Origin of the sequence: Sphingomonas adhaesiva, assembly GCF_036946125.1 — a bacterium.
Classification (GTDB): Bacteria; Pseudomonadota; Alphaproteobacteria; order Sphingomonadales; family Sphingomonadaceae; genus Sphingomonas; species Sphingomonas adhaesiva_A.
Genome location: NZ_JAQIJT010000001.1, coordinates 810,360 through 832,168, shown reverse-complemented (window position 1 = coordinate 832,168; position 21,809 = coordinate 810,360). Strand labels below are relative to the sequence as shown.

The 21,809-nt window shown below is 70.3% G+C and carries 21 protein-coding genes; 9 read left to right on the top strand and 12 right to left on the bottom strand.

Going from position 1 to position 21,809, the window contains the following annotated elements:
- Positions 1-74: 74 nt before the first annotated feature.
- Positions 75-1,913 carry an acetyl/propionyl/methylcrotonyl-CoA carboxylase subunit alpha gene (locus PGN23_RS04050; protein WP_335301551.1) on the top strand — a complete coding sequence of 613 codons (1,839 nt, stop codon included), beginning with the start codon at positions 75-77 and terminating at the stop codon, positions 1,911-1,913.
- Between the two features lie 152 nt (positions 1,914-2,065).
- On the opposite strand, the gene PGN23_RS04045 is transcribed toward PGN23_RS04050, so the two are convergent.
- Together PGN23_RS04045 and PGN23_RS04040 are read right to left on the bottom strand one after the other, a co-directional pair.
- Positions 2,066-2,500 carry a CoA-binding protein gene (locus PGN23_RS04045; RefSeq protein ID WP_335301550.1) on the bottom strand — a complete coding sequence of 145 codons (435 nt, stop codon included), beginning with the start codon at positions 2,498-2,500 and terminating at the stop codon, positions 2,066-2,068.
- Between the two features lie 536 nt (positions 2,501-3,036).
- Positions 3,037-3,981, bottom strand: coding sequence for an Mrp/NBP35 family ATP-binding protein (locus tag PGN23_RS04040; RefSeq protein ID WP_335301549.1), 945 nt, complete (start codon positions 3,979-3,981; stop codon positions 3,037-3,039).
- Positions 3,982-4,053: 72 nt separating this feature from the next.
- On the opposite strand from PGN23_RS04040, the gene hflK reads away from it, so the two are divergent.
- The 4 genes from hflK to PGN23_RS04020 all read left to right on the top strand — a co-directional run bounded on the left by hflK (position 4,054) and on the right by PGN23_RS04020 (position 9,572).
- Entirely contained in the window at positions 4,054-5,175 is a 1,122-nt protein-coding gene (gene hflK / locus PGN23_RS04035) for a protease modulator HflK (protein ID WP_335301548.1), read from the top strand.
- Positions 5,175-6,050, top strand: a complete 876-nt coding sequence (gene hflC, locus PGN23_RS04030; RefSeq protein WP_335301547.1) for a protease modulator HflC — start codon at positions 5,175-5,177, stop codon at positions 6,048-6,050. Before hflK ends, hflC begins: the two co-directional genes overlap by 1 nt.
- 153 nt (positions 6,051-6,203) lie before the next feature.
- Positions 6,204-7,727, top strand: a complete 1,524-nt coding sequence (locus PGN23_RS04025) for a Do family serine endopeptidase (protein ID WP_335302074.1) — start codon at positions 6,204-6,206, stop codon at positions 7,725-7,727.
- A 177-nt stretch (positions 7,728-7,904) separates the two neighbouring features.
- Positions 7,905-9,572 (top strand): helicase HerA-like domain-containing protein, encoded by a 1,668-nt coding sequence (locus tag PGN23_RS04020; protein WP_335301546.1) that lies wholly within the window; start codon positions 7,905-7,907, stop codon positions 9,570-9,572.
- 347 nt (positions 9,573-9,919) lie between these two features.
- On the opposite strand, the gene PGN23_RS04015 is transcribed toward PGN23_RS04020, so the two are convergent.
- Positions 9,920-10,153: a hypothetical protein gene (locus tag PGN23_RS04015; RefSeq protein WP_335301545.1), complete on the bottom strand. Its 234-nt coding sequence runs from the start codon at positions 10,151-10,153 to the stop codon at positions 9,920-9,922.
- Positions 10,150-11,106 carry an isopenicillin N synthase family dioxygenase gene (locus PGN23_RS04010; protein ID WP_335302073.1) on the bottom strand — a complete coding sequence of 319 codons (957 nt, stop codon included), beginning with the start codon at positions 11,104-11,106 and terminating at the stop codon, positions 10,150-10,152. The genes PGN23_RS04015 and PGN23_RS04010 overlap by 4 nt, the downstream gene beginning before the upstream one ends.
- Positions 11,107-11,225: 119 nt before the next feature.
- Here PGN23_RS04010 and PGN23_RS04005 point away from each other — a divergent pair, with 119 nt between their 5' ends.
- Both PGN23_RS04005 and PGN23_RS04000 read left to right on the top strand, forming a co-directional pair.
- Positions 11,226-11,567 carry a DNA primase gene (locus PGN23_RS04005; protein ID WP_335301544.1) on the top strand — a complete coding sequence of 114 codons (342 nt, stop codon included), beginning with the start codon at positions 11,226-11,228 and terminating at the stop codon, positions 11,565-11,567.
- 40 nt (positions 11,568-11,607) lie between these two features.
- Positions 11,608-12,111 (top strand): hypothetical protein, encoded by a 504-nt coding sequence (locus PGN23_RS04000; protein ID WP_335301543.1) that lies wholly within the window; start codon positions 11,608-11,610, stop codon positions 12,109-12,111.
- A gap of 15 nt (positions 12,112-12,126) precedes the next feature.
- Here PGN23_RS04000 and PGN23_RS03995 read toward each other — a convergent pair whose 3' ends face one another.
- A complete protein-coding gene (locus tag PGN23_RS03995; RefSeq protein WP_335301542.1) occupies positions 12,127-13,413 on the bottom strand; it encodes a homoserine dehydrogenase in 1,287 nt (428 codons plus the stop codon).
- 397 nt (positions 13,414-13,810) lie between these two features.
- Here PGN23_RS03995 and PGN23_RS03990 point away from each other — a divergent pair, with 397 nt between their 5' ends.
- Both PGN23_RS03990 and PGN23_RS03985 read left to right on the top strand, forming a co-directional pair.
- Complete coding sequence (locus tag PGN23_RS03990) at positions 13,811-15,784, top strand: OPT family oligopeptide transporter (RefSeq protein ID WP_335301541.1); 1,974 nt, start codon at positions 13,811-13,813, stop codon at positions 15,782-15,784.
- Positions 15,785-15,875: 91 nt separating this feature from the next.
- Complete coding sequence (locus PGN23_RS03985) at positions 15,876-16,295, top strand: glycine zipper 2TM domain-containing protein (protein ID WP_443019716.1); 420 nt, start codon at positions 15,876-15,878, stop codon at positions 16,293-16,295.
- A 36-nt stretch (positions 16,296-16,331) separates the two neighbouring features.
- Here the strand turns inward: PGN23_RS03985 and queA are convergent, their stop codons facing one another.
- From queA to PGN23_RS03950, 7 genes are all read right to left on the bottom strand, one after another.
- Positions 16,332-17,357: a tRNA preQ1(34) S-adenosylmethionine ribosyltransferase-isomerase QueA gene (queA, locus tag PGN23_RS03980; protein ID WP_335301539.1), complete on the bottom strand. Its 1,026-nt coding sequence runs from the start codon at positions 17,355-17,357 to the stop codon at positions 16,332-16,334.
- Between the two features lie 8 nt (positions 17,358-17,365).
- Entirely contained in the window at positions 17,366-18,034 is a 669-nt protein-coding gene (locus tag PGN23_RS03975; protein ID WP_335301538.1) for a peptidylprolyl isomerase, read from the bottom strand.
- 98 nt (positions 18,035-18,132) lie between these two features.
- Positions 18,133-18,645: a pantetheine-phosphate adenylyltransferase gene (coaD, locus tag PGN23_RS03970; protein WP_335301537.1), complete on the bottom strand. Its 513-nt coding sequence runs from the start codon at positions 18,643-18,645 to the stop codon at positions 18,133-18,135.
- Positions 18,646-18,652: 7 nt separating this feature from the next.
- Complete coding sequence (locus PGN23_RS03965) at positions 18,653-19,561, bottom strand: polyprenyl synthetase family protein (protein ID WP_335301536.1); 909 nt, start codon at positions 19,559-19,561, stop codon at positions 18,653-18,655.
- A complete protein-coding gene (locus tag PGN23_RS03960; RefSeq protein ID WP_335301535.1) occupies positions 19,558-19,797 on the bottom strand; it encodes an exodeoxyribonuclease VII small subunit in 240 nt (79 codons plus the stop codon). Before PGN23_RS03960 ends, PGN23_RS03965 begins: the two co-directional genes overlap by 4 nt.
- A gap of 31 nt (positions 19,798-19,828) precedes the next feature.
- The gene (locus PGN23_RS03955; protein ID WP_335301534.1) at positions 19,829-21,529 is read right to left on the bottom strand and encodes a long-chain-fatty-acid--CoA ligase; all 1,701 of its coding nucleotides are present in this window, start codon (positions 21,527-21,529) and stop codon (positions 19,829-19,831) included.
- Positions 21,530-21,568: 39 nt separating this feature from the next.
- Positions 21,569-21,790, bottom strand: a complete 222-nt coding sequence (locus tag PGN23_RS03950) for a hypothetical protein (RefSeq protein ID WP_335301533.1) — start codon at positions 21,788-21,790, stop codon at positions 21,569-21,571.
- Positions 21,791-21,809 lie beyond the last annotated feature (19 nt).

Below are 21,809 nucleotides of genomic sequence, written 5' to 3'. Positions count from 1 at the left end.
CGCATCCACCCCTCCACCATGCTTCGCATGGTCCCCCTCCCCGAGACAAGCTCGGGGAGGAACAGGAGCCACCCATGATCCATTCCCTCCTGATCGCGAACCGCGGCGAGATCGCCTGCCGCATCATCCGCACCGCGCGCGCGATGGGCGTGCGCACGATCGCGGTCCATTCGGAGGCCGACGCGCAGGCGCTCCACGTACGCGAGGCGGACGAGGCGGTCGCGATCGGCCCCGCGCCCGCGCGCGAGAGCTACCTCGTGCCCGAGCGCATCCTCGCCGCGGCGCGCGCGAGCGGCGCCGATGCGATCCACCCCGGCTACGGCTTCCTCAGCGAGAATGCCGATTTCGCGCAAGGAGTCATCGACGCCGGGCTCATCTGGGTCGGCCCGAACCCCGACAGCATCCGCGCGATGGGGCTGAAGGATGCCGCCAAGGCGCGGATGATCGCGGCCGGCGTCCCCGTCACCCCGGGCTATCTGGGCGAGGACCAGTCCCCCGACCGGCTCGCCGCGGAGGCCGCCGCGATCGGCTATCCCGTCCTCATCAAGGCGGTGGCGGGCGGCGGCGGCAAGGGGATGCGGCAGGTCGACGACGCCGCCGCCTTCGCCGACGCGCTCGCATCGTGCCGGCGCGAGGCCGCGGCGTCGTTCGGCGACGACCGCGTCCTGATCGAGAAGTACATCCTCTCGCCGCGCCATATCGAGGTGCAGGTGTTCGGCGACCGCCACGGCCACGTCGTCCACCTGTTCGAGCGCGACTGCTCGCTCCAGCGCCGCCACCAGAAGGTGATCGAGGAGGCCCCCGCCCCCGGCATGGACCCCGCCACCCGCGCCGCGGTCTGCGACGCCGCGGTCAGGGCCGCCCGCGCGGTCGACTATGTCGGCGCAGGCACGATCGAGTTCATCGCCGATGCGTCGGAGGGCCTCGATGCGCGGCGCATCTGGTTCATGGAGATGAACACCCGCCTCCAGGTCGAACACCCCGTGACCGAGGCGATCACCGGGCAGGACCTGGTCGAATGGCAGCTGCGCGTCGCCGCGGGCGAGCCGCTGCCCTGCACGCAGGACCAGCTCGCGATCCACGGCCATGCGATCGAGGCGCGGCTCTATGCCGAGGATCCCGCCAGGGGCTTCCTCCCCTCGATCGGCACGCTGGAGGCGTTCGACCTGGGGGAGGACGTCCGCGTCGACACTGGGGTGGAACAGGGCAGCGTCATCTCGCCCTTCTACGATCCCATGATCGCCAAGCTGATCGCGCACGGCGATACCCGCGAGGAGACGCGCGAGCGGCTCGCGGATGCGCTGGACGAGGCGATCGTCTGGCCCGTGCGCAGCAACGCCGGCTTCCTGGTCGAGGCGCTCGACCACCCCGATTTCGTCGCCGGGCGCGTCGATACCGGGCTGATCGCGCGCGAGGGCGAGGCGCTGATGCCGCCCGCGCAGCCCAGCGAAGAGGCGCTCTCCGCCGCCGCCGCCGCGCTGGCGGGTCCCGCCTTCGCCCCCGGCTTCCGCCTCAACGCGCCCGCGCGTCGCGAGGGGATGTTCCTGCTCGACGGCGCACCCGTCGCGATCGATTTTGCCGACGAGCCCGCGGCCGACCAGCGTGAAGACACCGCGGTGCTGATCTCAGAGGGCGGCCAGACGTGGGCGCTCGCCCCCTATCGCGCCGCGGGCGGGGCGGCCGGGGGCGCCGCCGACGGCGCGATCCTGGCGCCGATGCCCGGCCGCGTGATCGCGGTCGAGGTCGCCGCCGGCGCGACGGTGACGCGCGGGCAGAAGCTGCTGACGCTGGAGGCGATGAAGATGGAACACAGCCTGACCGCCCCGTTCGACGGCACGCTGGCGGAGCTGAACGTCGCGACGGGCGCGCAGGTGACGGAGGGCACGCTGCTGGCGAGGATCGAGGCGGAATAGGCGCTCGGCCACCCGTCACTATTGGCCGTCATCCCCGCGCAGGCGGGGATCCAGATACGCTGCCCTCGCGGCTCCAGCCGCACCACCTGCGTGTCTGGATTCCCGCCTGCGCGGGAATGACGGAGAGGGGAGCGGACTACGCCTCGCCCCCCTCACCCCTCCCCGACCGGCGCCACACCCAGCCGTGGAATATCGATCGCCGGGCAGCGATCCATCACCACCTTCAGCCCCGCCGCCTCCGCGCGCGCCGCGGCGGCCGGATCGATCACGCCCAGCTGCATCCACACCGCCTTCGCGCCGATCGCGATGGCCTCGTCCACCACCTCGCCGACCTTGTCGGAGCGGCGGAAGATGTCGACCATGTCGATCGGATCGCCCAACTGGGTCAGGTCGCGAAAGACGAATTCGCCATGGACATGCTCGCCGGTGATCTGCGGATTGACCGGGATCACGCGGTAGCCGTGCGCCTGCAAGGTCGCCATCACGCCATAGGACGGCCGCTCGGGCCGGTCGGACGCGCCCACCAGCGCGATGGTGCGGGTTTCCTCCAGCAGCGCCTTGATCTCGGCATCGGCAGTCAACGGCATGACGGGTCTCCTTCGGGAAAGAACGCCGTAGCGCGTCGACCGATCCTCCCTCCACGACGTCACCCCGGCCTTGAGCGGTGCCATTGCAAAATGGCGAGAACGGCGCCGCATACCCGCCGTGCTCCTGCGCAGGCAGGAGCCCAGGGCCCAGCAGAACAACGCCTTTTGGGACCTGCAACCCTGGGCTCCTGCCTGCGCAGGAGCACGGTGTAACCTTTTGCAAAGGTCCCACCTCGAGCCGGGGTGCCGCTTCGACCGGGGCGGCGAATGGCGGGACCTCGGATCAGCTTGAGAGCTCTGCGAACCTCAGCTCCTTGTTCCCCGGCGCAGGCCGGGGCCCAGCTGGGGGACGTTGGTAACATACGGAAAAGCCGCGCCAACTGAGCCCGCCCTCGCGGGACCTCTGCAAAACGAGTGCAGCAGCAACGGGTCCACGCCTTTTGCAAACGTCCCGCCTTCGCCGGGGAACGGTGAGAGCCGAGCGATACGCGATGCTCGCACGGGTTTCGATCGCCTCCAGGGTGAGGCGCGCGCCCTCAATGCGTCGCCAGCCACCCCGCCACCTGCGCCGCCAGCGGCAGGAACACGCGGTCCTCCGCCCCCGCCGCGGGCGGCTGCCCCGCGTCCGACGCGGTCCGGATCGCGATGTCGAGCGGGATGCGCCCCAGGAACGTGATCCCCGCCTCGCGCGCCGCGGCTTCCGCCCCGCCGCGCCCGAACGGGTCCGACACCTCGCCGCAATGCGGGCAGGCATAGCCCGCCATGTTCTCGACCAGCCCGATGATCGGCACGCCGGCCTTGTCGAACAGGTCGATCGCGCGGCGCGCGTCGATCAGCGCCAGGTCCTGCGGCGTCGACACGATCACCGCGCCCGCCGGGCGATGCTTCTGCACCATCGTCAGCTGCACGTCGCCGGTCCCGGGCGGCAGGTCGACGACGAGCGTATCGGTCACGCCCCAGTCCGCCTCGACCATCTGCCCCAGCGCACCCGCGGTCATCGGCCCGCGCCACGCCAGCGCCCTGCCCGGCTCCACCAGCTGCCCCATCGACAGCAGCGGCACGCCATAGGGCGTCGCGACCGGCAGCAGCACCTGTTCGCGCGCCTGCGGGCGGATGCCCTCCACCGCCATCAGCCGCGGCTGCGACGGGCCGTAGATATCGGCATCGACCAGTCCGACGCGCCGCCCGCCCCGTGCCAGCGCGATCGCCAGGTTGGCGGAGACGGTGGACTTGCCCACCCCGCCCTTGCCGCTGGCGACCGCGACGATGCGGCGCGTCGCGCGCTCCGCGGTGACGACGGTGCGTACCTCATGGCCCGGCACCGCCGCCGCCATCCGCACGCTCGCCTCCAGCGCGTCGCGCGCGGGCACGTCCAGCCCGCTGGCGTCGATCACCACGCCGATCCGCTGCCCCTCGACGCGCACCGTCGCGCGCGTCCCCGCCACCGCCGCGACGGCCGCCCTGATCGCTTCTTCGTCCATGGACACGATCCGTTACGCAGCGCGACGCGCCTTGCCACTGTTTTTCGTCACCGCGACACCTATAAAGACGTCATGACCATCCTGCGACGCTGGCTCCGGCGCCCGATCATCCTTGCTGCCGACAATTCGAATGGCCCGTGGGGGGGCGGTAACGACGACAATGCCGGCCCGCGCAATCCGTGGGCGGTGCCGCCCGGCGGCAAGCGCTCCACCGCCCGGCCGACCGCGCTCGACGATTTCCTGAAGAAGGCGCGCGGCGGTGGCGGCGGGTTCGGCGGTGGCGGGGGCGGCGGCGGGCCGCAGCTGCCGCTGGGCGCGAACGCGCGCGCCCTGTGGCTGATCGGCGCGGCCCTGCTGGTCGGGCTGTGGGTCATCTTCACCTCGGTGCATCAGATCGGCCCGCAGCAGCGCGGCGTCGTCACCTATCTCGGCCGCTATTCGGGCGAGCTGGAGCCGGGCATCCGCCTCACCCTGCCTGCGCCCTTCGTCAACGTGGTGAAGGTCGACGTGGAGCAGGTCCGCACCGACGAATTCCCGCAGGACGGCGGCGAGATGGTGCTGACCGGCGATCAGAACATCATCGACCTGGCCTATACCGTCCGCTGGCGCGTATCGGATGCGCGCAACTACGTGTTCGAGATCAAGGATCCGCAGCAGACCGTGCGCGCCACCGCCGAAAGCGCGATGCGCGCGGTGCTGGCGACGACGACGCTCAACGAGGCGATCGGCGCGGGTCGCACCACGATCGAGGCGCGCGTGGCGCAGATGATGCAGCAGATCCTCGACAGCTATCAGGCGGGCGTGCGCGTGCAGGGCGTGTCGATCAAGCAGGCCTCCGCGCCGCAGCAGCTGGCCGACGACTTCAACGCCGTCACCGCCGCGCAGCAGGAGGCGGTCGGCAACCTCAACAACGCGCGCAGCTATTCGCAGCAGGTGATCGCGCGCGCGCAGGGTGAGGCCTCCGCCTTCGACCAGGTGTACGAACAATATCGCCTCGCCCCCGAGGTGACGCGCCGCCGCATGTATTATGAGACGATGGAGGCCGTGCTGGCCAGGACCGACAAGACGATCGTGGAAGTGCCGGGCGTGACGCCGTATCTGCCGCTGGACCGCCTGCGCAAGCTGCCCGAACCGGGCGAGCAGGCCGACGCGCCCGCGCCCGCGCAGGCCCAGCCGCAGGGGGGGCAGCGCTGATGCCGCACTGGTTGCGCAACCCCGTCGCCGCCGGCCTGCTGGCGCTGGTGCTCGTCATCCTTGCCGCGGCGACCTTCGCGATCGTGCCGGAAACGCAGCAGGCGGTCGTCCTGCGGCTCAACAATCCGGTGCGGCTGGTCAACCAGTGGCAGCCGGGGCAGGTCATCGGCCGCACCGGCGCGGGCGTGATCGCGCGCATCCCGTTCGTCGACAAGATCGTGTGGATCGACAAGCGCGTGCTCGACGCCGATCTCGACAACACGCTGGTGCTGTCGACCGACCAGCTGCGGCTCAACGTCGATGCCTTCGCGCGCTTCCGCATCGTCGATCCGCTGCGCGCGGTGACCTCGACCGGCAGCACGTCGAACACGGAGGAGCGCGTCGCCGATCAGCTGCGCCCGCTGCTCGGCACCGCGCTGCGCAACGAATTGGGCAAGGTGCCCTTCTCGATGCTGCTCAGCCCGGAGCGCGGCCGCGTGATGGACGCGATCCAGGCCTCGCTCCAGCGCTACGCACGCCAGTACGGGGCGGAGATCGTCGACGTCCGCATCAAGCATGCCGACCTGCCGGAGGGCAGCCCGCTCGACAGCGCGCTCCAGCGGATGCGCACCGCCCGTCAGCAGGAGGCGAACACGATCCGCGCGCAGGGGCAGAAGCAGGCGCAGATCGTCCGGGCCGAGGCCGACGCGCAGGCCGCGCGCATCTATGCCGATGCCTTCAGCAAGGATGCCGACTTCTACGACTTCTACCGCGCGATGCAGAGCTATCGGCATACTTTCGGCGCCGATGGCGGGCCACGTCCGGAGGGGTCGACGAACGTCATCCTCAGCCCGAACAACGCCTATCTGCGCGAATTCACTGGCCGTGGGCGCTGACTTCGCAAACATCGGGGGCGAGATCGGCCGGACCGGCCACGGACAGAATGGCGTTGTCGGGCGTTCATATTCAATCGGCGTTCATCGCACGACAGCCACAGTGCGACGCGTCGTTCCCCTTTTATGACGGGTGATTGAGAGGACATGAAGAAAGTGCGGTATGCTTACGCCCTTACCGGCGCCATCCTTCTCGGCGGCACGGCGGCGTCGCTGACGCTGCAGAACCCGGCGACCGCGCAGGTCGCGCAGAACGAGCCCGGCGCGATCAACGCCGCCGCGCCGCGGGTCGGCGCACCGATGAGCTTCGCCGATATGGTCGCGAAGCTGCAGCCCGCGGTCGTCAACATTTCCACCACGCAGAAGGTGACCGTCCAGCAGCAGGCGAACCCCTTCGCCGGCACGCCCTTCGGCGAGCTGTTCGGCCAGTTCGGCGGCGGCGGTGGCGGCGCACCCGTCACGCGCGAGGGGCAATCGCTCGGCTCGGGCTTCCTGATCTCGGCCGACGGCTATGTCGTCACCAACAATCACGTCATCGCCCCCGCGGCCCGCGGCGCGACCGTGGAGTCGATCGCCGTCACCTTGCAGGACCGCAAGGAATACAAGGCGAAGCTGATCGGCCGCGATCCCACCTCCGACCTGGCGGTGCTGAAGATCGAATCCTCCACCCCGCTCCCGTTCGTCCGGCTGGGCGATTCGACGAAGGCGCGCGTGGGCGACTGGGTGGTCGCGATCGGCCAGCCGTTCGGGCTCGGGGGTACGGTGACGGCCGGTATCGTCTCGGCGGTGCACCGCGCGACGGGCAACGGCCCGTTCGACAGCTTCATCCAGACCGACGCCGCGATCAATCAGGGCAATTCCGGTGGCCCGATGTTCAACATGAGCGGCGACGTGATCGGCATCAACAGCCAGATCTATTCGCAGTCGGGCGGCAACATCGGCATCGGTTTCGCGATCCCCGCCAGTGAGGCGCGTCCAATCATCGATACGCTGATGAAGGGTCAGAAGGTCCAGCGCGGCTATCTGGGCGTCGGCATCCAGCCGGTGACCGACGATATCGCCGCCGCGCTCGGCCTGCCCAAGAACCAGGGCGAGATCATCGGCCGGGTCGAGCCGGGCGGCCCCGGCGCGAAGGCCGGCCTGCGCGCGGGCGACGTGGTGACGCAGATCAACGGCCAGGCGGTGACCCCGGATCGGACCCTGTCCTATCTGGTCGCCAATGCCGCCCCCGGCTCGACGATCCGGATGAACGTCATCCGCGACGGCAGGCCGACGACGCTGTCCGCCACGGTATCGACGCGTCCGTCGGAGGATCAGCTCGCCTCGCTGACCGGCACGGGCGACGACGACGGCCCGCTGCCCGACGATGGCGACGAGGCGACGGCGCCCAGCTCGCTGGGCGTGACCGTCCAGCCGCTGACCCCGCAGATCGCGCGTCAGGTGGGCGTCGATTCGACGGTGCAGGGCGTGGTCGTCGGATCGGTCGATCCGTCGAGCGACGCCGGGCAGAAGCTGAAGCGCGGCGACGTCATCTCGTCGATCAACTCGCAGCCGGTCCGTACCGCCGCGGATGTCGCGCGCGTCGTCGCCGCGGCGAAGGCGGCGGGCCGTCCGCAGGTGTTGCTGAACATCACCCGCCAGCGGACCAGCGGCGTCTTCGTCCCCGTCAAGATCCGCTGATCGCCTGCCGCACGCACCCGTCAACCCGGACTTGTTCCGGGGTCCAGGGTTCCGCGCACCGATCGTCGTAAGGTGCGCTGGACCCTGGATGCCGGGACAGGCCCGGCATGACGGCGTCGGTTCGGGATGACGTGCGGCATTCCGCGGTTTAAGGTCCCGCCAGCGGAGGGACCGGGCATGGGCGACGACGGCAGCATCTTCATCGGCGCGGGCGCGGGCGGAACGGCGCCGCAACGGCTCGACCTGCGCCGCGCCAACCGCCACGGCCTGATCGCGGGTGCGACCGGCACGGGCAAGACCGTGACGCTGCAAGGCGTGGTGGAGGGATTCTCCGCGGCCGGGGTCGCCTGCTTCGTCGCCGATGTGAAGGGCGACCTCTCCGGCCTGGCGCTCGCCGGCTCGCCCGCCGCGAAGACCCACGCCGCCTTCGCCGCGCGCGCCGCCGATATCGGCGATACCGACTGGCGCTACGCCGATACGCCGGTCCAGTTCTGGGATCTCTACGGCGAGCAGGGCCACCCCGTCCGCACCACCGTCAGCGAAATGGGGCCGCTGCTGCTCGCGCGGCTGATGGGACTGAACGAGGTGCAGGAGGGCGTCCTGACCATCGCCTTCCACGTCGCCGATGCGGAGGGGCTGCTGCTGATCGACCTCGACGACCTCCAGGCGATGCTGGCGCATTGCGCGGAGCGGGCGGAGGAACTGACCACCACCTACGGCAACGTCTCCCGACAGTCGATCGGCGCGATCCAGCGCGCGCTGCTCCAGCTCCGCTCGCAGGGAGCGGGCAATTTCTTCGGCGAACCCGCGCTGGAGCTCGACGACTTCCTCGGCACCGACGAGCGGGGACGCGGCATCGTGAACGTGCTGGCCGCCGACAGACTGATGGCCGCGCCGAAACTCTACGCCACCTTCCTGCTCTGGCTGCTCTCCGAACTGTTCGAGCATCTGCCCGAGGTCGGCGATCCCGAGAAGCCGACATTGTGCTTCTTCTTCGACGAGGCGCATCTGCTGTTCGACGACGCACCCGAGGCGCTGATGGAGAAGGTGGAGCAGGTCGTCCGCCTGATCCGCTCGAAGGGGGTGGGCGTGTATTTCATCACGCAGAACCCCATCGACATCCCCGACAAGGTCGCCGGCCAGCTGGGCAATCGTATCCAGCACAAGCTGAACGCCTTCACCCCGCGCGACCAGAAGGCGGTGCGCGCCGCCGCCGACACGTTCCGCGCCAACCCCGCGGTCGATGTCGCCAGCGCGATCACCGAGCTGAAGACGGGCGAGGCACTGGTGTCGCTGCTCCAGCGCGACGGCGCCCCCGCCCCCGTCGAGCGCACGCTGATCCGCCCGCCCGCGAGCCGCGTCGGCCCGGTCACCGCCGACGAGCGCCGCGTCCTGATCCAGACCGACCGCATTGGCGCCAAGTACGACACCGTCGTCGATCGCGAATCGGCGGAGGAATTGCTCGCCGCCAAGACGCACGAGGCCGCCGCCGCGCTGGCCGCCGCCCGCGCTCGGGACGACGCGGAAAAGGCGGCTGCGCTCGCCGCGAAGGAGCAGGCCAGAGCGGCGAAGGAGGCGGAGCGCGCCCATATCGCCGCGCAGCGCGATGCCGACCGGCAGGCGCGCGAGGACGAGCGCGCGCGCCGTGCCGCCGAGCGGGAGGCGGCGAACAACCCGTGGAACAAGGCGATGACCTCCGCCACCCGCTCCGCCTCCTCCGCGATCGGCCGCAGCGTCGCGAACGAGGTGACGAAGGCCGTGCTGGGATCGGGACGCGGCAAGAGCGGCGGCGGGCTGTTGGGCCAGGTGGTGCGCGGCGTCCTGGGCGGCCTGCTGCGGCGCTAGAGTTTGATCGACGCGGCTTGAACCGGCCGCAACCGCCTCCCCGGCGAAGGCGGGACGTTTGCAAAAGTCTCCACCGTGCTCCTGCGCAGGCAGGAGCCCAGGGTTGCCGGCCCCTACAGGCGTTGTTCTGCCTGACCCTGAGCTCCTGCCTGCGCAGGAGCACGGCCGGTACGCGGCACTGCTGCAGCCATTTTGCAAAAGTCCCGCGAAGGCCGGGGTCCAGTTGGGCAGCGCTGGTGATCCGTTGCTGACTTCCTCACCCAAGCCTTCCCAACTGGGCTCCTGCCTGCGCCGGGGAGGTGCTTCAGTTGGAAGGGATCAGGGTCTGCGCGGTTCGCCGCCCCGCATCAGCCGACGATGCCGGTCACCTCGACCGCGGCATCGCCGAGCGCGCGTACCTCGCCGCTGACGATGCCAGACACGAGCACCCGCGCGCCCGGTTCGGCCACCACGTCACCCTCGACGATCCCGCTCACCTCGACGCGACAGCCCGCGGCGACGATCACCGACCCGCCGACGATGCCCGGCACGACGCCGTCGTGCGCGATACGGACGTCGCCGTCGACGATGCCGCGGGTCACGGCTTGATGAGCCCGATCTCGATCAGCCGCTCGCGCAGATAGCCGTTGGCGGTGATCGGCTGCGGATAGCGGTCGGGGTTCTCCGCCGTGATCGTCTGCGGCAGCGTCTCGATCAGAAAATCGGGCGCGGGATGCAGGAAGAACGGCATGGAATAGCGCGAATGGCCGCGACGCTCGGGCGGCGGATTGACGACGCGGTGCGTCGTCGACGGGAGCACGTGGTTGGTCAGCCGCTGGAGCATGTCGCCGACGTTGACGACCATCGCCCCCTCCGGCGGCTTGACCGCCAGCCATTGCCCGGTCGCGCGATCGAGCAGTTCCAGCCCCGCCTCTTCCGCCCCGAGCAGCAGCGTGATGAGGTTGATGTCCTCGTGCGCGCCGGCACGCACGCCCTCCGCATCGGCGGGGATCGGCGGGTAATGGAGCAGGCGCAGCACGGAATTGCCGTCCTTCACCGCGGGATCGAACCAGTTCGGGGCCAGCCCCAGATGCCGCGCGATGGCCGACAGCAGCCGGTCGCCGGCCTGATCGAACGCCGAGAACAGTTCGAGGAACGTATCCCTGAACCCTTCCGGCCGCGCGGGCCAGACGTTGGCGGGCATCTCGTCGGCATAGCGGCGCCCCGCGGGCAGTTCGCGGCCGACGTGCCAGAATTCCTTCAGGTCGACGTGGCGTGCGTCCTTGGCGATTTCGGTCTTGAACGGTGTGTAGCCGCGCGCGCCGCCGCCCCCGGCGACATGATAGCCGCGCTTCTCCTCTTCCGGCAGCGCGAACAGCTCGGCCGTTTCCCGCCACGCGCGGTCGATCAGGGGCTGCGGCACGCCGTGATCGGCGACGATCGCGAAACCGAAGCGTTCGAACGACCCGCCGAGCGCCGCCGCGAAGGCGTCGGGGTCGCTGTCCTGATCCTTCAGGCTCAGCGTCGGAACCTGGGCGGCGGGGGAATCGAGCATCATGCGATCCTGTTCACTGTCGCCCGACAGATAGGGGTTCCGCACGCGGTGCGCCAGCCGCGCCACGGAACCGCGCGCGTCGGTCTGCCGTTCCTCGCCCACCCAGCAGGAGGTTCATCATGGGCGGTCAGCATATCCATGGCCATGGTTCGGGCGACGACGGTTACGACGAGGACGGCTATGACGAGAGCCAGCGCGCCGAAATCCTGGAGGCGACCCGCGACGGGCCGAGCGACGGGACGATCATCGTCGACCTCGATCCCGACATGGGCGAGGATGACGAACAGGAGAGCGAGGACGAGCTCGACCTGACCGATACCGAAACCGGCGTGACCGACGCGACCGTCGAACAGGACGAAGCCGATGTCGCCGAGGACGAGTTGCAGGAAGATTTCGACGACGATGCCGTCGCGGAGGATGGCGACCTCGACGACCGCGACGACGCCGCGCTGAAGCCGTAGCGTTGACGGCCCTCCCGCCTGCGGGCAGGTTGACGCGATGATGCTCGCGGCGATCCTGTTGCAGGCGGCAACCGCTCACGCTCCGCCAGTGCCGGCACGTTTCTCGATCCTGGCGCCGGTGGCGAACCAGCCCTGTACGCGGCAGCGTGCGGATGACGAGATCGTGGTGTGCGCGGATCCGCTGCCGGCGCAGTCGCTTCCCTTACCGGACGAGGCGATCTCCCCCGATGCCGTTCCGGTCAACCGCAGCATGACGGGCACTGGCGCGCTCGCGGCCGAAAACACGCCCTGCGCCACGGTCGCGCGCGGTTGTCAGACCGGCGTCGACATTCTGGGGATGGGGACCGTGCTCATTCGCGGCGTCCAGCGGCTGGTCGCGCCCGGCAGCTGTTGCGAGGACCCCGGCGAAGGCACCAGCACCGGCCGGCTGGTGGTCGACGCCGGGAAAGGCGCGGCGAAGCTCTTCCGCCGCCGTCCCGACAAGGGCAACCGCGTCGCCATTCCGATCGACGATCCCGTCATGACCGGGCGCGTTTCCCCCTGACACGACCGCCCGGGATCAGGCGAGGATCGGCATCCACATCGGCTCGCCGATCACGCTCTGCGACCCGCGCAGCCGCTCCAGCGCACCCGCGACGCAGCGCTCCGGCCCCTCGTGCGTGACGATCACGACCAGGACGTTGCCGTCGGACTGCGCGCCGCGCTGGATCAGGCTCTCGATCGACACGCCGGCATCGCGCATCGCCGCCGCCAGTTCCGCCAGCACGCCGACGCGGTCGGGCACCGCGAAGCGCAGATACGCACGGCCGCGCCGTTCGCCGCCATCCGCCTTGTTCGCGGGCGCCAGCGCATCCGCCGGCATGGCATAGGGAGCGCCGAATTCTCCGCGGGCGATGTCGATCAGGTCGGCGATCACCGCGCTGGCGGTCGGCCCCTCGCCTGCACCCGCGCCCTGGAACAGCAGCCGGCCGACGAAGTCGCCCTCCGCCACCACCGCGTTGGTCGGGCCGGTCACGTTCGCCAGCGGATGGTCGGTCGGCACCAGATGACCGTGGACGCGCTGCAGCAGGCCGGCTGCCCCCGCTTCGGCCACGCCGACCAGGCGGATCCGATAGCCGAGCGCCGCCGCCTCCGCGATGTCCGCCGCCAGCAGATGGCGGATGCCCGAGATCGCGACCTCGCCGAACGCGGGTGCCGTGCCGAACGCGACGCTCGCCAGGATCGACAGCTTGTGCGCGGCATCGACGCCATCGATGTCGAACGACGGATCGGCCTCCGCGAAGCCGAGGGCCTGCGCCTCCGCCAGAACCTCGGCGAAGTCGCGCCCCTCCGCCTCCATCTTCGACAGGATGAAATTGCAGGTGCCGTTCAGGATGCCGTAGACGCGCGCGATCACGTTCGCCGCCGCACCGTCGCGCAGCCCCTTGATGACCGGGATACCGCCCGCCACCGCGGCCTCGAACTTCAGCGGCGCCCGGTTGGCCTCGGCGACGCGCGCCAGCTCCAGCCCGTGATGCGCGAGCAGCGCCTTGTTCGCGGTGACCAGCCCCTTGCCCGATGCCAGCGTGCGACGCGCCAGCGCGAGCGCGGGACCATCGGATCCGCCGATCAGCTCGACCACGACATCGGCATCGACGTCCGCCATCGACGCGGTATCGTCGATCCAGTCGAAACGCGTCAGATCGACGCCGCGGTCCTTGGCGCGATCGCGCGCGGACACCGCGACGACCTCGATCGGGCGGCCCGCACGGCGCGCGATCAGGTCGCGATTGGCGTCCAGCACGCGGATGACGCCGCCGCCCACCGTCCCCAGCCCTGCCAAAGCCACCCGCAACGCGTCCGCCATTCCCGCCTCCTGTCAGGCGGCCCGGTTAGGCGGTTCGCCATCATGTGTCGAGATGGGCCCGGATCGATACAGTTGCACGCTTTGCATCCGCAATCGATGCATATTGCACTTGCACAGAAACGTGCTGCGATGCACAAGGAGTGTGCCTTTCAGGCATCCTCTCCTAAAAACTTTTCGGCCGGGCCCTGCCCGGCCTTTTTTTTGGTCCCGCGCTGGTCTATCGACCATTCGCTCGCACCCGAAAACAGATCAGCGCGCAGGATGGGATGTCGCCGGTAGGACCGGCCATAGCGGCCAGACGGGGGTGAGCGACGCCGGATTCGCTCCCCCCGGCCCAGCTTCCTGGATCGATATCCTCCCGCTTCCCGCCCCGGCGCAACTGTGCCACGCTCGCGGCATGTCCACCCCTATTGCTTCGCGACCATCCGCCTCCCCCGCCGAACTGACGCTGCGCGGCATCCTGCTGGGCGGGGCGATCACGCTGCTGTTCACCGCCGCCAACGTCTATCTGGGGCTGAAGATCGGGCTGACCTTCGCCACGTCCATCCCCGCGGCGGTGATCTCAATGGCGGTGCTGCGCGCGTTTCGCGGCTCGTCGATCCTGGAAAACAACATCGTCCAGACGGTGGCCTCCGCCGCCGGGACGCTCGCGGCGATCATCTTCGTGCTGCCCGGACTGGTCATGGTCGGCTATTGGCAGGGCTTCCCCTTCGTCACGACCGCGGCGATCACCGCGACCGGCGGCGTGCTGGGGGTGATGTTCTCCGTGCCGCTGCGCCGCGCGCTCGTGGTCGACACCGACCTGCCCTATCCCGAGGGACGCGCCGCGGCCGAGGTGCTGAAAGTGGGCGAGGAAAGCCGACAGGGCGGTGCCGACAGCGCGCGCGGCATGCGCGCGATCGTTACCAGCACGCTGGCCTCCGCCGGCTTCGCGATCCTGACCCAGACCAGGATCGTCGCGGCGGAGGCGGCGACCTTCTTCCGCGTCGGCGGCGGCGCGACGGGCTTTGTCGGCGGGCTGTCCTTCGCGCTGCTGGGCGCAGGCCACCTGATCGGGCTGTCGGCCGGCATGGCGATCCTGACGGGGGTGGCGATCGGGTGGTGGGTCGTGCTGCCGATCCTGACCGCGGCGGCGCCGCAGGCGGGCGACGTGGCGCAATGGGCCAACACCGTCTTCCGCAACGACGTGCGCTTCTTCGGCGCGGGCGTGATCGGCGTCGCCGCGATCTGGACGCTGTTGCGGATAGCGGGGCCGGTCGTCGGCGGCCTGCGCGCCTCGCTCGCCGGCAGCCGCAGGGCGCCGGGCGAGGCGACGGCGCTGGAGGAGCGGGACCTGCCCTTCGCGATCGTCGCGGGCGGGGCACTGGCGATGCTGGTGCCGATCGCGATCCTGCTCCACCATGTCGTCGCGGGCGGACCGCTGGCGGGGGCGGAACTGCTGCTGATCGCCGCCAGCCTGATCTTCATCCTCGTCATCGGGCTCGTGATCGCGGCGGTGTGCGGGTATATGGCCGGGTTGATCGGGGCGTCGAATTCGCCCGTGTCGGGGATCGGCATCCTGGCGGTCATCGCCTCGTCGCTGATGTTGGTGGGCTGGTTCGGTCGCCCAGCGGGCGATCCGGCCCAGGCCTCGGCGCTGGTCGCCTATGCGCTGATCGTCACCGGGATCGTCTTCGGCATCGCGACCATCTCGAACGACAACCTCCAGGACCTGAAGACCGGGCAGCTGGTCGGTGCGACACCCTGGAAGCAACAGGTCGCGCTGGTGATCGGCGTCGGCTTCGGCTCGCTGGTCGTCCCGCCGGTGATGCAGCTTCTCTACACGTCCTTCGGCTTTGCCGGGATGCCGGGCGCCGGGCCCAATGCGCTGCCCGCACCGCAGGCGGCGCTGATCTCCGCACTGGCGCAGGGGGTGCTGGGCGGCGATCTCAACTGGACGATGATCGGCTGGGGCGCGGCGGTGGGCGCGCTGGCGATCGTGGCGGACGAGGCGCTGGGCCGCGCAGGGCGGATGCGGCTGCCGCCGCTGGGGGTCGGGCTCGGCATCTACCTGCCGATGGCGGCGACGCTGACCGTCGTCGTCGGTGCGGTCGTCGGGCATCTCTACGACCGCTGGGCCGACCGCCGCCGCGATGCGGAAAGTGCCCGGCGGCTCGGCGTGCTGACCGCGACGGGGATGATCGTGGGCGAAAGCCTGTGGAACGTCGTCTTCGCCGGCATCGTCTACGAGGCGGGCACCGACGCGCCGCTCGCGCTGTTCTCCGGCGCGGGCGTCGCGCCGTTGCTGCTCGGCATCGCGGTGTTCGCCGGGCTGGCGACGCTGCTCTACGCGCAGGCGCGACGGCTGGCGGATGCGTCCCTGAACGCGTGATAACGGGGTATTCAGAACCCGCTCACGCAACGGCTTCTACCACCGGCGGGTCGTGGCGGTGGTGCCACGCTGCGTATGGTGGAGCACGAACATGCTGAAGTCGATGTCGATCGCCCTGGGATCGATGGCACTGGCGACCACCGCCATGATGCCGGTCGCGGCGCAGGCGCAGGATTATTATTACGGCGACCGCTACGATGCGCGCGGCTATGACGATGACGGCTACCGCGATCACGACCGCGCCTATCGCGATGGCTGGAACCGCGGCCCGCGCTATGCCGAATACGACCGCCGCGGCGACGACCGCGATGCGCGCTATCGCTACCGCGACCGCCGGTGCCAGGACGGCACCGTCGGCACGGTGGTCGGCGCGATCGCGGGTGGCCTGCTGGGCCGGACGATCGACCGTCGCGGGGACCGCACGCTGGGGACGGTGATCGGTGCGGGCGCCGGTGCGCTGGCGGGCAATGCCGTCGCCCGCACCGACAATCCGCGCGCGTGCAGCCGCTGAACCGGGCGGGAGCGTCGCCGGACGGCGCCGCTCCCCCTACGGCAGCAGCAGCGACGCGTCGCCGTAGGAGTAGAAGCGGTATCCCTCCGCGATGGCATGCGCGTACGCCGCCTGCATCGCGTCCAGCCCCATCAGCGCGGAGACCAGCATGAACAGCGTCGACCGCGGCAGGTGGAAGTTCGTCATCAGCCCGTCGATGCCGCGGAAGCGGTAGCCAGGGGTGATGAAGATCGCGGTATCGCCATCGAACGGCCGCACGACGCCGTCCTCGCCGGTGGCGCTCTCGATCAGCCGCAGCGACGTCGTGCCCACCGCGACGAGCCGGCCACCCGCGGCCCGGGTCGCGTTGAGACGCTCGGCCGTCGCGGCGTCGATACGGCCCCATTCGGCGTGCATGCGGTGGTCCGCGGTATCCTCCGCCTTGACCGGCAAAAACGTTCCCGCCCCCACGTGCAGCGTCAGCGTCGCATGGTCGATCCCCTCCGCCGCCAGCGCCGCCATCAGCGCCGGCGTGAAGTGGAGCGCCGCGGTCGGGGCGGCGACCGCACCGGGCTCGCTCGCGAACATGGTCTGGTAATCGTCGGCATCGCGCGCGTCGGTCGCGCGCTTGCCCGCGATATAGGGCGGCAGCGGCATTCGCCCGGCGCGCTCCAGCAGCAGCTCGACCGGATCGTCGCCCGCGAACTCGAGCGCCCAGCTGCCATCGTCGCCGCGGTCGAGCGCCATCGCGCTCACCTCGCGACCGAAATCGATCGCATCGCCGGGGCGGAGGCGGCGCCCGTTGCGGATGAAGGCGCGCCAGCGGCGCGGCCCTTCGCGCTTGTGGAGCGTCGCGCCGATGCGGGCGTCGCCGCGCGTCCCCTCCAGCTGCGCCGGAATGACGCGGGTATCGTTGAACACCAGCAGGTCGCCCCTGCGCAGCTGAGACGGCAGGTCGCCGACGTGACGGTCGGACACGCCGCCGGGCGTCACCACCAGCATCCGCGCCGCATCGCGCGGGGACGCCGGGCGCAACGCGATCCGCTCCGCTGGCAGCGCGAAGTCGAAGAGGTCGACGTTCATGCCGCGGATCAGCGCCTGGGCGCGCGCTTCCGTGGCGGAGCGGGCGCCTTGCCGGTCGGCAGCGTCGGCAGCGTCGCGGGGGCGAGCGTCGGCGCGGGGGCGGGCATATAGGCGGGCGGATTGTCGCTCGCGATATAGGCGTGGAGGATCCGCGTCGGGTTCGCCGGCGGCTCGCCGCGCTGGATCGCATCGACCGCGGGCATGCCCGACATCACGCGGCCGAACACGGTATATTTGCGATCGAGCTGGAGCCGCGGCTGGAGGACGATATAGAACTGGCTGTTCGCGCTGTCTTCCTTCTCCGCCCGTGCCGCCGCGACGGCGCCGCGGACGTGCGGCAGGTAATTGAACTCCGCCGGCAGGTCGGGAAGCGTGCTGCCCCCCGTGCCGTCACCACGCGGGTCGCCACCCTGCGCCATGAAGCCGTCGATCACGCGGTGGAAGACGAGACCATCGTAGAAATGCTGCCGCGTCAGCGTCTTGATCCGCTCCACCATCTTCGGCGCGACATCGGGGCGCAGCAGGATCTCGACCCGCCCGCCGCTCGACAGGTCGAGCAGCCAGACGTTCTCCTTGTCGATCGCGGCGGGGGCCGGCGTCGGGGCGGCCGCCTGCGCGAGCAAGGGGGTGGCAACGAAGGCCGCGACGACGGCGGCAAGCAGGGCGAAGGGACGCATCGGGACTTTCGCGAGCAGGATGAACCAGGCGCTCCTAGAGCAAATCCGCGCTTGCGCCAAACTGAATGGCGCCGGCCGTCCGGGCATCCAGGCAGGGATCAGTCGCCCCGCCGGCCGATCTTCTCGACGCGCGCCACCACCTCGGCACGCACCGCCGGGCTGACGAACTTCGCGATCTCGCCGCCGAAGAGCGCGATCTCCTTCACCAGCTTCGACGCGATCGGTTGCAGGCTGACGTCGGCCATCAGGAAGACGGTTTCGATGCGATCGTTCAGCTGCTGGTTCATCCCCGCCATCTGATATTCATATTCGAAGTCCGCGACCGCGCGCAGCCCGCGCACGATCACGCTGGCGCCTTCGCGCTCGGCGAACTTCATCAGCAGCGCATCGAAGCTGACCACGCGGATGTCGCCGCCGATCGTCTCCACCTCGCGCCGCACCATCGCCATCCGTTCGTCGAGCGAGAACATCGGCGACTTGCTGGCGTTGGTGGTGACCCCGACGACCAGCCGGTCGACCAGCTTCGCGCCGCGGCGGATGATGTCCATATGGCCCAGCGTCACGGGATCGAACGTGCCGGGATAGACGCCGATGCGGGGTGTCGTGGTCATGCCGTCTTCATCCTCGCCTGTCGGTCACGAAGCGCGCGATCGCACGCAGCAGGTCGGCCTCCGGGCCATAGGAGCGCAGGTGGTCGATCGCCTGGTCGACCAGCATCTGCGACTGCTGTCGCGCGCGCTCGACGCCCAGCAGCGAGACGAACGTCTCCTTGCCCTGCTCGCCGTCCTTGCGCAGCTTCTTGCCCGCCAGCTGTTCGTCGCCCTCGACGTCGAGCAGGTCGTCGACGATCTGGAACGCCAGCCCCAGATCGTGCGCATAACCGCGCAGATGCCGGCGCCCCTCGGGCGGGACCCGCCCCAGGATCGCGCCGGCCTCGACCGCCGCCGCGATCAGCGCGCCGGTCTTCATCTGCTGCAGCCGGGTGACGGTGCCGAGATCGAATTTCGCACCGTCCGCGGCCAGGTCCATCGCCTGCCCGCCCGCCATCCCCGACGGGCCGGACGCGCGCGCCAGGTCCGCGATCAGCTCCGCCCGCACGAACGGATCGGCATGCGTCGCCGGGTCCGCCAGTACCTCGAACGCCAGCGCATGGAGGCAGTCGCCCGCCAGGATCGCGGTCGCCTCGTCGAACGCCTTGTGGACGGTCGCCTTGCCGTGGCGCATGTCGTCGTCGTCCATCGCGGGCAGATCGTCATGGATCAGCGAATAGACGTGGATCGCCTCCAGCGCGGTCGCGACCCGCCCCGCGGCATCGCGCGACACGTCGAACAGCCGTGCGGTGGCGAAGACCAGCAGCGGGCGCAGCCGCTTGCCCCCGCCGATCGCGGCATGGCGCATCGCCTGGTACAGCGGCGCGCGCGCATCGTCGGGCACCCTCAGCAGCGCGTCGAAGCGGCGGTCCATCTCGGCCGACACTTCCTTGAGGGCGGCCTTCAACGCCGGACTGGCGGCAGCGGTGATGCTCATCCGGCGGCGAACGGCTGGACGCCCGCAGGCTTGCCGTCCGGTCCCAGCCGGATCGCCTCGATCCGCGCCTGCGCCGCGTCGAGCCGCTCGGCGCAGCGCGCGCGCAGCACGCTGCCGCGCTCGTAGAGCCGGATCGCTTCCTCCAGCGGGGTGTCGCCCGATTCCAGCCGCGCGACGATCGCCTCCAGCTCGCGCAGACCGGCCTCGAACGACAATTCTTCGATGTCCTGCTCCATGTCCGCGCTATGCGACGCAGGGTCAGGCCGGTCAAGGAAGCGGTTGGCGCGCTTCCTCCTGCACCTGCAGGATCAGGTCCTTGCGGCTCAGCTTGCCGATCATCGTCTTGGGCAGCGCGTCACGCACCACGACGGCGTCGACGCGCTCGTGCTTGCCCAGCTGCGGGTTCAGCCAGTCGCGGATCGCGGCGCCCTCCCCTTCCGCCCCGGGCGTGAGGCTGACATAGGCACGCGGCACCTCGCCGCGGTACGGGTCGGGCATGCCGATGACCAGCGCCTCGCGCACCGCGGGGTGGTGGTACAGGATCGCCTCGATCTGGCTGGGGAAGACCTTGAACCCGCCGACCGCGATCATGTCCTTCAGCCGGTCGACGATCGCGACATAGCCGTCCGCATCGATCGTCCCGACGTCGCCGGTCCGCAGCCAGCGCCAGCCGTGCGCATCGACGACGAACGTGTCCGCATCGGCATCGGGGCGATTCCAGTAACCGGCCATGATCTGGGGTCCGGCGGCGACGATCTCACCCGGCTCGCCCGGCGGTGCGTCCCGCGACGGGTCCTCCTTGTCGACCAATCGGAGGCGGGTGCCGGGCAGCGGCTGACCGATCGTCCCGGGCTTCTGCAACCCCTCGTACGGATTGACGCTCAGCACGCCGCTCGATTCGGACAGTCCATAGCCCTCGACCAGCGTCGAGCCGGTCGTCGCCTCCCACCGTTCCTTCAACTCCGCCGCCAGCGGTGCGCCCCCGGAGATGCAGGTGCGCAGGGACGTCAGGTCGGTGGTCGCGAGCGCGGGATGATCGAGCAGCGCGCGGTACATGGTCGGCACGCCGGGCAGCGAGGTGGGCCGCGTCCGCGCGATGGTCGCCAGCGCCTGCCCGGCCTCGAACCGCGGCAGCAGCACGATCTCGCCACCCGCGACGATCGTGCGGTTCATCACGCAGGTATTGGCGAAGACGTGGAACAGCGGGAGGATGCCCAGGATGCGGTCGTGCGCGGCGACGTGGGGGTCGAGCATCGCCACCTGCCGCGCGTTGGCGGCGATATTGGCGTGGGTCAGCACCGCACCCTTGGGCACGCCGGTCGTGCCGCCGGTATATTGCAGCAGCGCGGCGTCGCGCAGCGGATCGACCTCGGCGCGCGGCTGATCGCCCGCATTGTCGATCAGCGCGGAGAAGGCGGTGACGCGCGCGTCGTCCGGCCGCGGCGCCGTCTCGCCGCGCTTGAACAGGCGGTACAGCAGCGCCTTGGCCGGCGGCAGCGCGCCGGCGACCGAGCCGACCACCACGCGCTCCAGCCCGCTCTTCTCCAGCACCGCCAGCGCGGTGGGCAGCAGCTGCTTCGCCGACAGCGTCACCAGCAGCCGCGTGCCCGAATCCTCGACCTGATGGCACAGCTCGTCGACGGTGTAGAGCGGCGAGAAATTGACGACCGTGGCGCCCAGCCACAGCGCGCCGTAATAGGCCGCGAGATAGTGCGGCACGTTGGGCAGGAACAACCCGATCCGATCGCCCTTGCCATAGCCCATCCGCGCCAGCCCGGTGGCGACGCGCCGTGCGGCATCGGCCAGCTCGGCATAGGAATAACGGCGGCCCATGAATTCGATCGCGGGGCGCTGCAAGAAGCGCGCGGTCGCGTCCTCGAACAGTGCCGACATCGACTGCGGCGCGAACGCCTGGTCCCAGGGAACGGGGTGGCGATAGGCGTTACGCCAGGCGTCGTCGTGCGTCATTGACACGGCTGTAAGCAAGGCGGCCGTGGACGGCAAGCGTTACCGGATCAGGCGTTGCGCCCCCTCGACCAGCAGTCCGGCGACCGTGGCGACCAGCGGCGTCGGCGACGCCTCCACCTGCGGCAGACGCCCCGCATCGAACGAGAAGGACAGGGTACCGATCATGGGCTCGTCATGCAGCCGCGATACGATCAGGACACCGAACGTCATCAGCGCCAGTGCCAGGCGGCGACGACGAAGCTCCGGGGGCGTAGGCGTCATGGCGAGGTGTTTCGGCTGT

Bases quoted from the DNA above. Each gene is read 5' to 3' on its own strand.
- PGN23_RS04050 (WP_335301551.1), top strand. From the start codon at position 75: ATGATCCATTCCCTCCTGATCGCGAACCGCGGCGAGATCGCCTGCCGC.
- PGN23_RS04045 (WP_335301550.1), bottom strand. From the start codon at position 2,500: ATGCCGTTGACTGCCGATGCCGAGATCAAGGCGCTGCTGGAGGAAACC.
- PGN23_RS04040 (WP_335301549.1), bottom strand. From the start codon at position 3,981: ATGGACGAAGAAGCGATCAGGGCGGCCGTCGCGGCGGTGGCGGGGACG.
- hflK (WP_335301548.1), top strand. From the start codon at position 4,054: ATGACCATCCTGCGACGCTGGCTCCGGCGCCCGATCATCCTTGCTGCC.
- hflC (WP_335301547.1), top strand. From the start codon at position 5,175: ATGCCGCACTGGTTGCGCAACCCCGTCGCCGCCGGCCTGCTGGCGCTG.
- PGN23_RS04020 (WP_335301546.1), top strand. From the start codon at position 7,905: ATGGGCGACGACGGCAGCATCTTCATCGGCGCGGGCGCGGGCGGAACG.
- PGN23_RS04010 (WP_335302073.1), bottom strand. From the start codon at position 11,106: ATGCTCGATTCCCCCGCCGCCCAGGTTCCGACGCTGAGCCTGAAGGAT.
- PGN23_RS04005 (WP_335301544.1), top strand. From the start codon at position 11,226: ATGGGCGGTCAGCATATCCATGGCCATGGTTCGGGCGACGACGGTTAC.
- PGN23_RS04000 (WP_335301543.1), top strand. From the start codon at position 11,608: ATGCTCGCGGCGATCCTGTTGCAGGCGGCAACCGCTCACGCTCCGCCA.
- PGN23_RS03995 (WP_335301542.1), bottom strand. From the start codon at position 13,413: ATGGCGGACGCGTTGCGGGTGGCTTTGGCAGGGCTGGGGACGGTGGGC.
- PGN23_RS03990 (WP_335301541.1), top strand. From the start codon at position 13,811: ATGTCCACCCCTATTGCTTCGCGACCATCCGCCTCCCCCGCCGAACTG.
- PGN23_RS03985 (WP_443019716.1), top strand. From the start codon at position 15,876: ATGCTGAAGTCGATGTCGATCGCCCTGGGATCGATGGCACTGGCGACC.
- queA (WP_335301539.1), bottom strand. From the start codon at position 17,357: ATGAACGTCGACCTCTTCGACTTCGCGCTGCCAGCGGAGCGGATCGCG.
- PGN23_RS03975 (WP_335301538.1), bottom strand. From the start codon at position 18,034: ATGCGTCCCTTCGCCCTGCTTGCCGCCGTCGTCGCGGCCTTCGTTGCC.
- coaD (WP_335301537.1), bottom strand. From the start codon at position 18,645: ATGACCACGACACCCCGCATCGGCGTCTATCCCGGCACGTTCGATCCC.
- PGN23_RS03965 (WP_335301536.1), bottom strand. From the start codon at position 19,561: ATGAGCATCACCGCTGCCGCCAGTCCGGCGTTGAAGGCCGCCCTCAAG.
- PGN23_RS03960 (WP_335301535.1), bottom strand. From the start codon at position 19,797: ATGGAGCAGGACATCGAAGAATTGTCGTTCGAGGCCGGTCTGCGCGAG.
- PGN23_RS03955 (WP_335301534.1), bottom strand. From the start codon at position 21,529: ATGACGCACGACGACGCCTGGCGTAACGCCTATCGCCACCCCGTTCCC.
- PGN23_RS03950 (WP_335301533.1), bottom strand. From the start codon at position 21,790: ATGACGCCTACGCCCCCGGAGCTTCGTCGTCGCCGCCTGGCACTGGCG.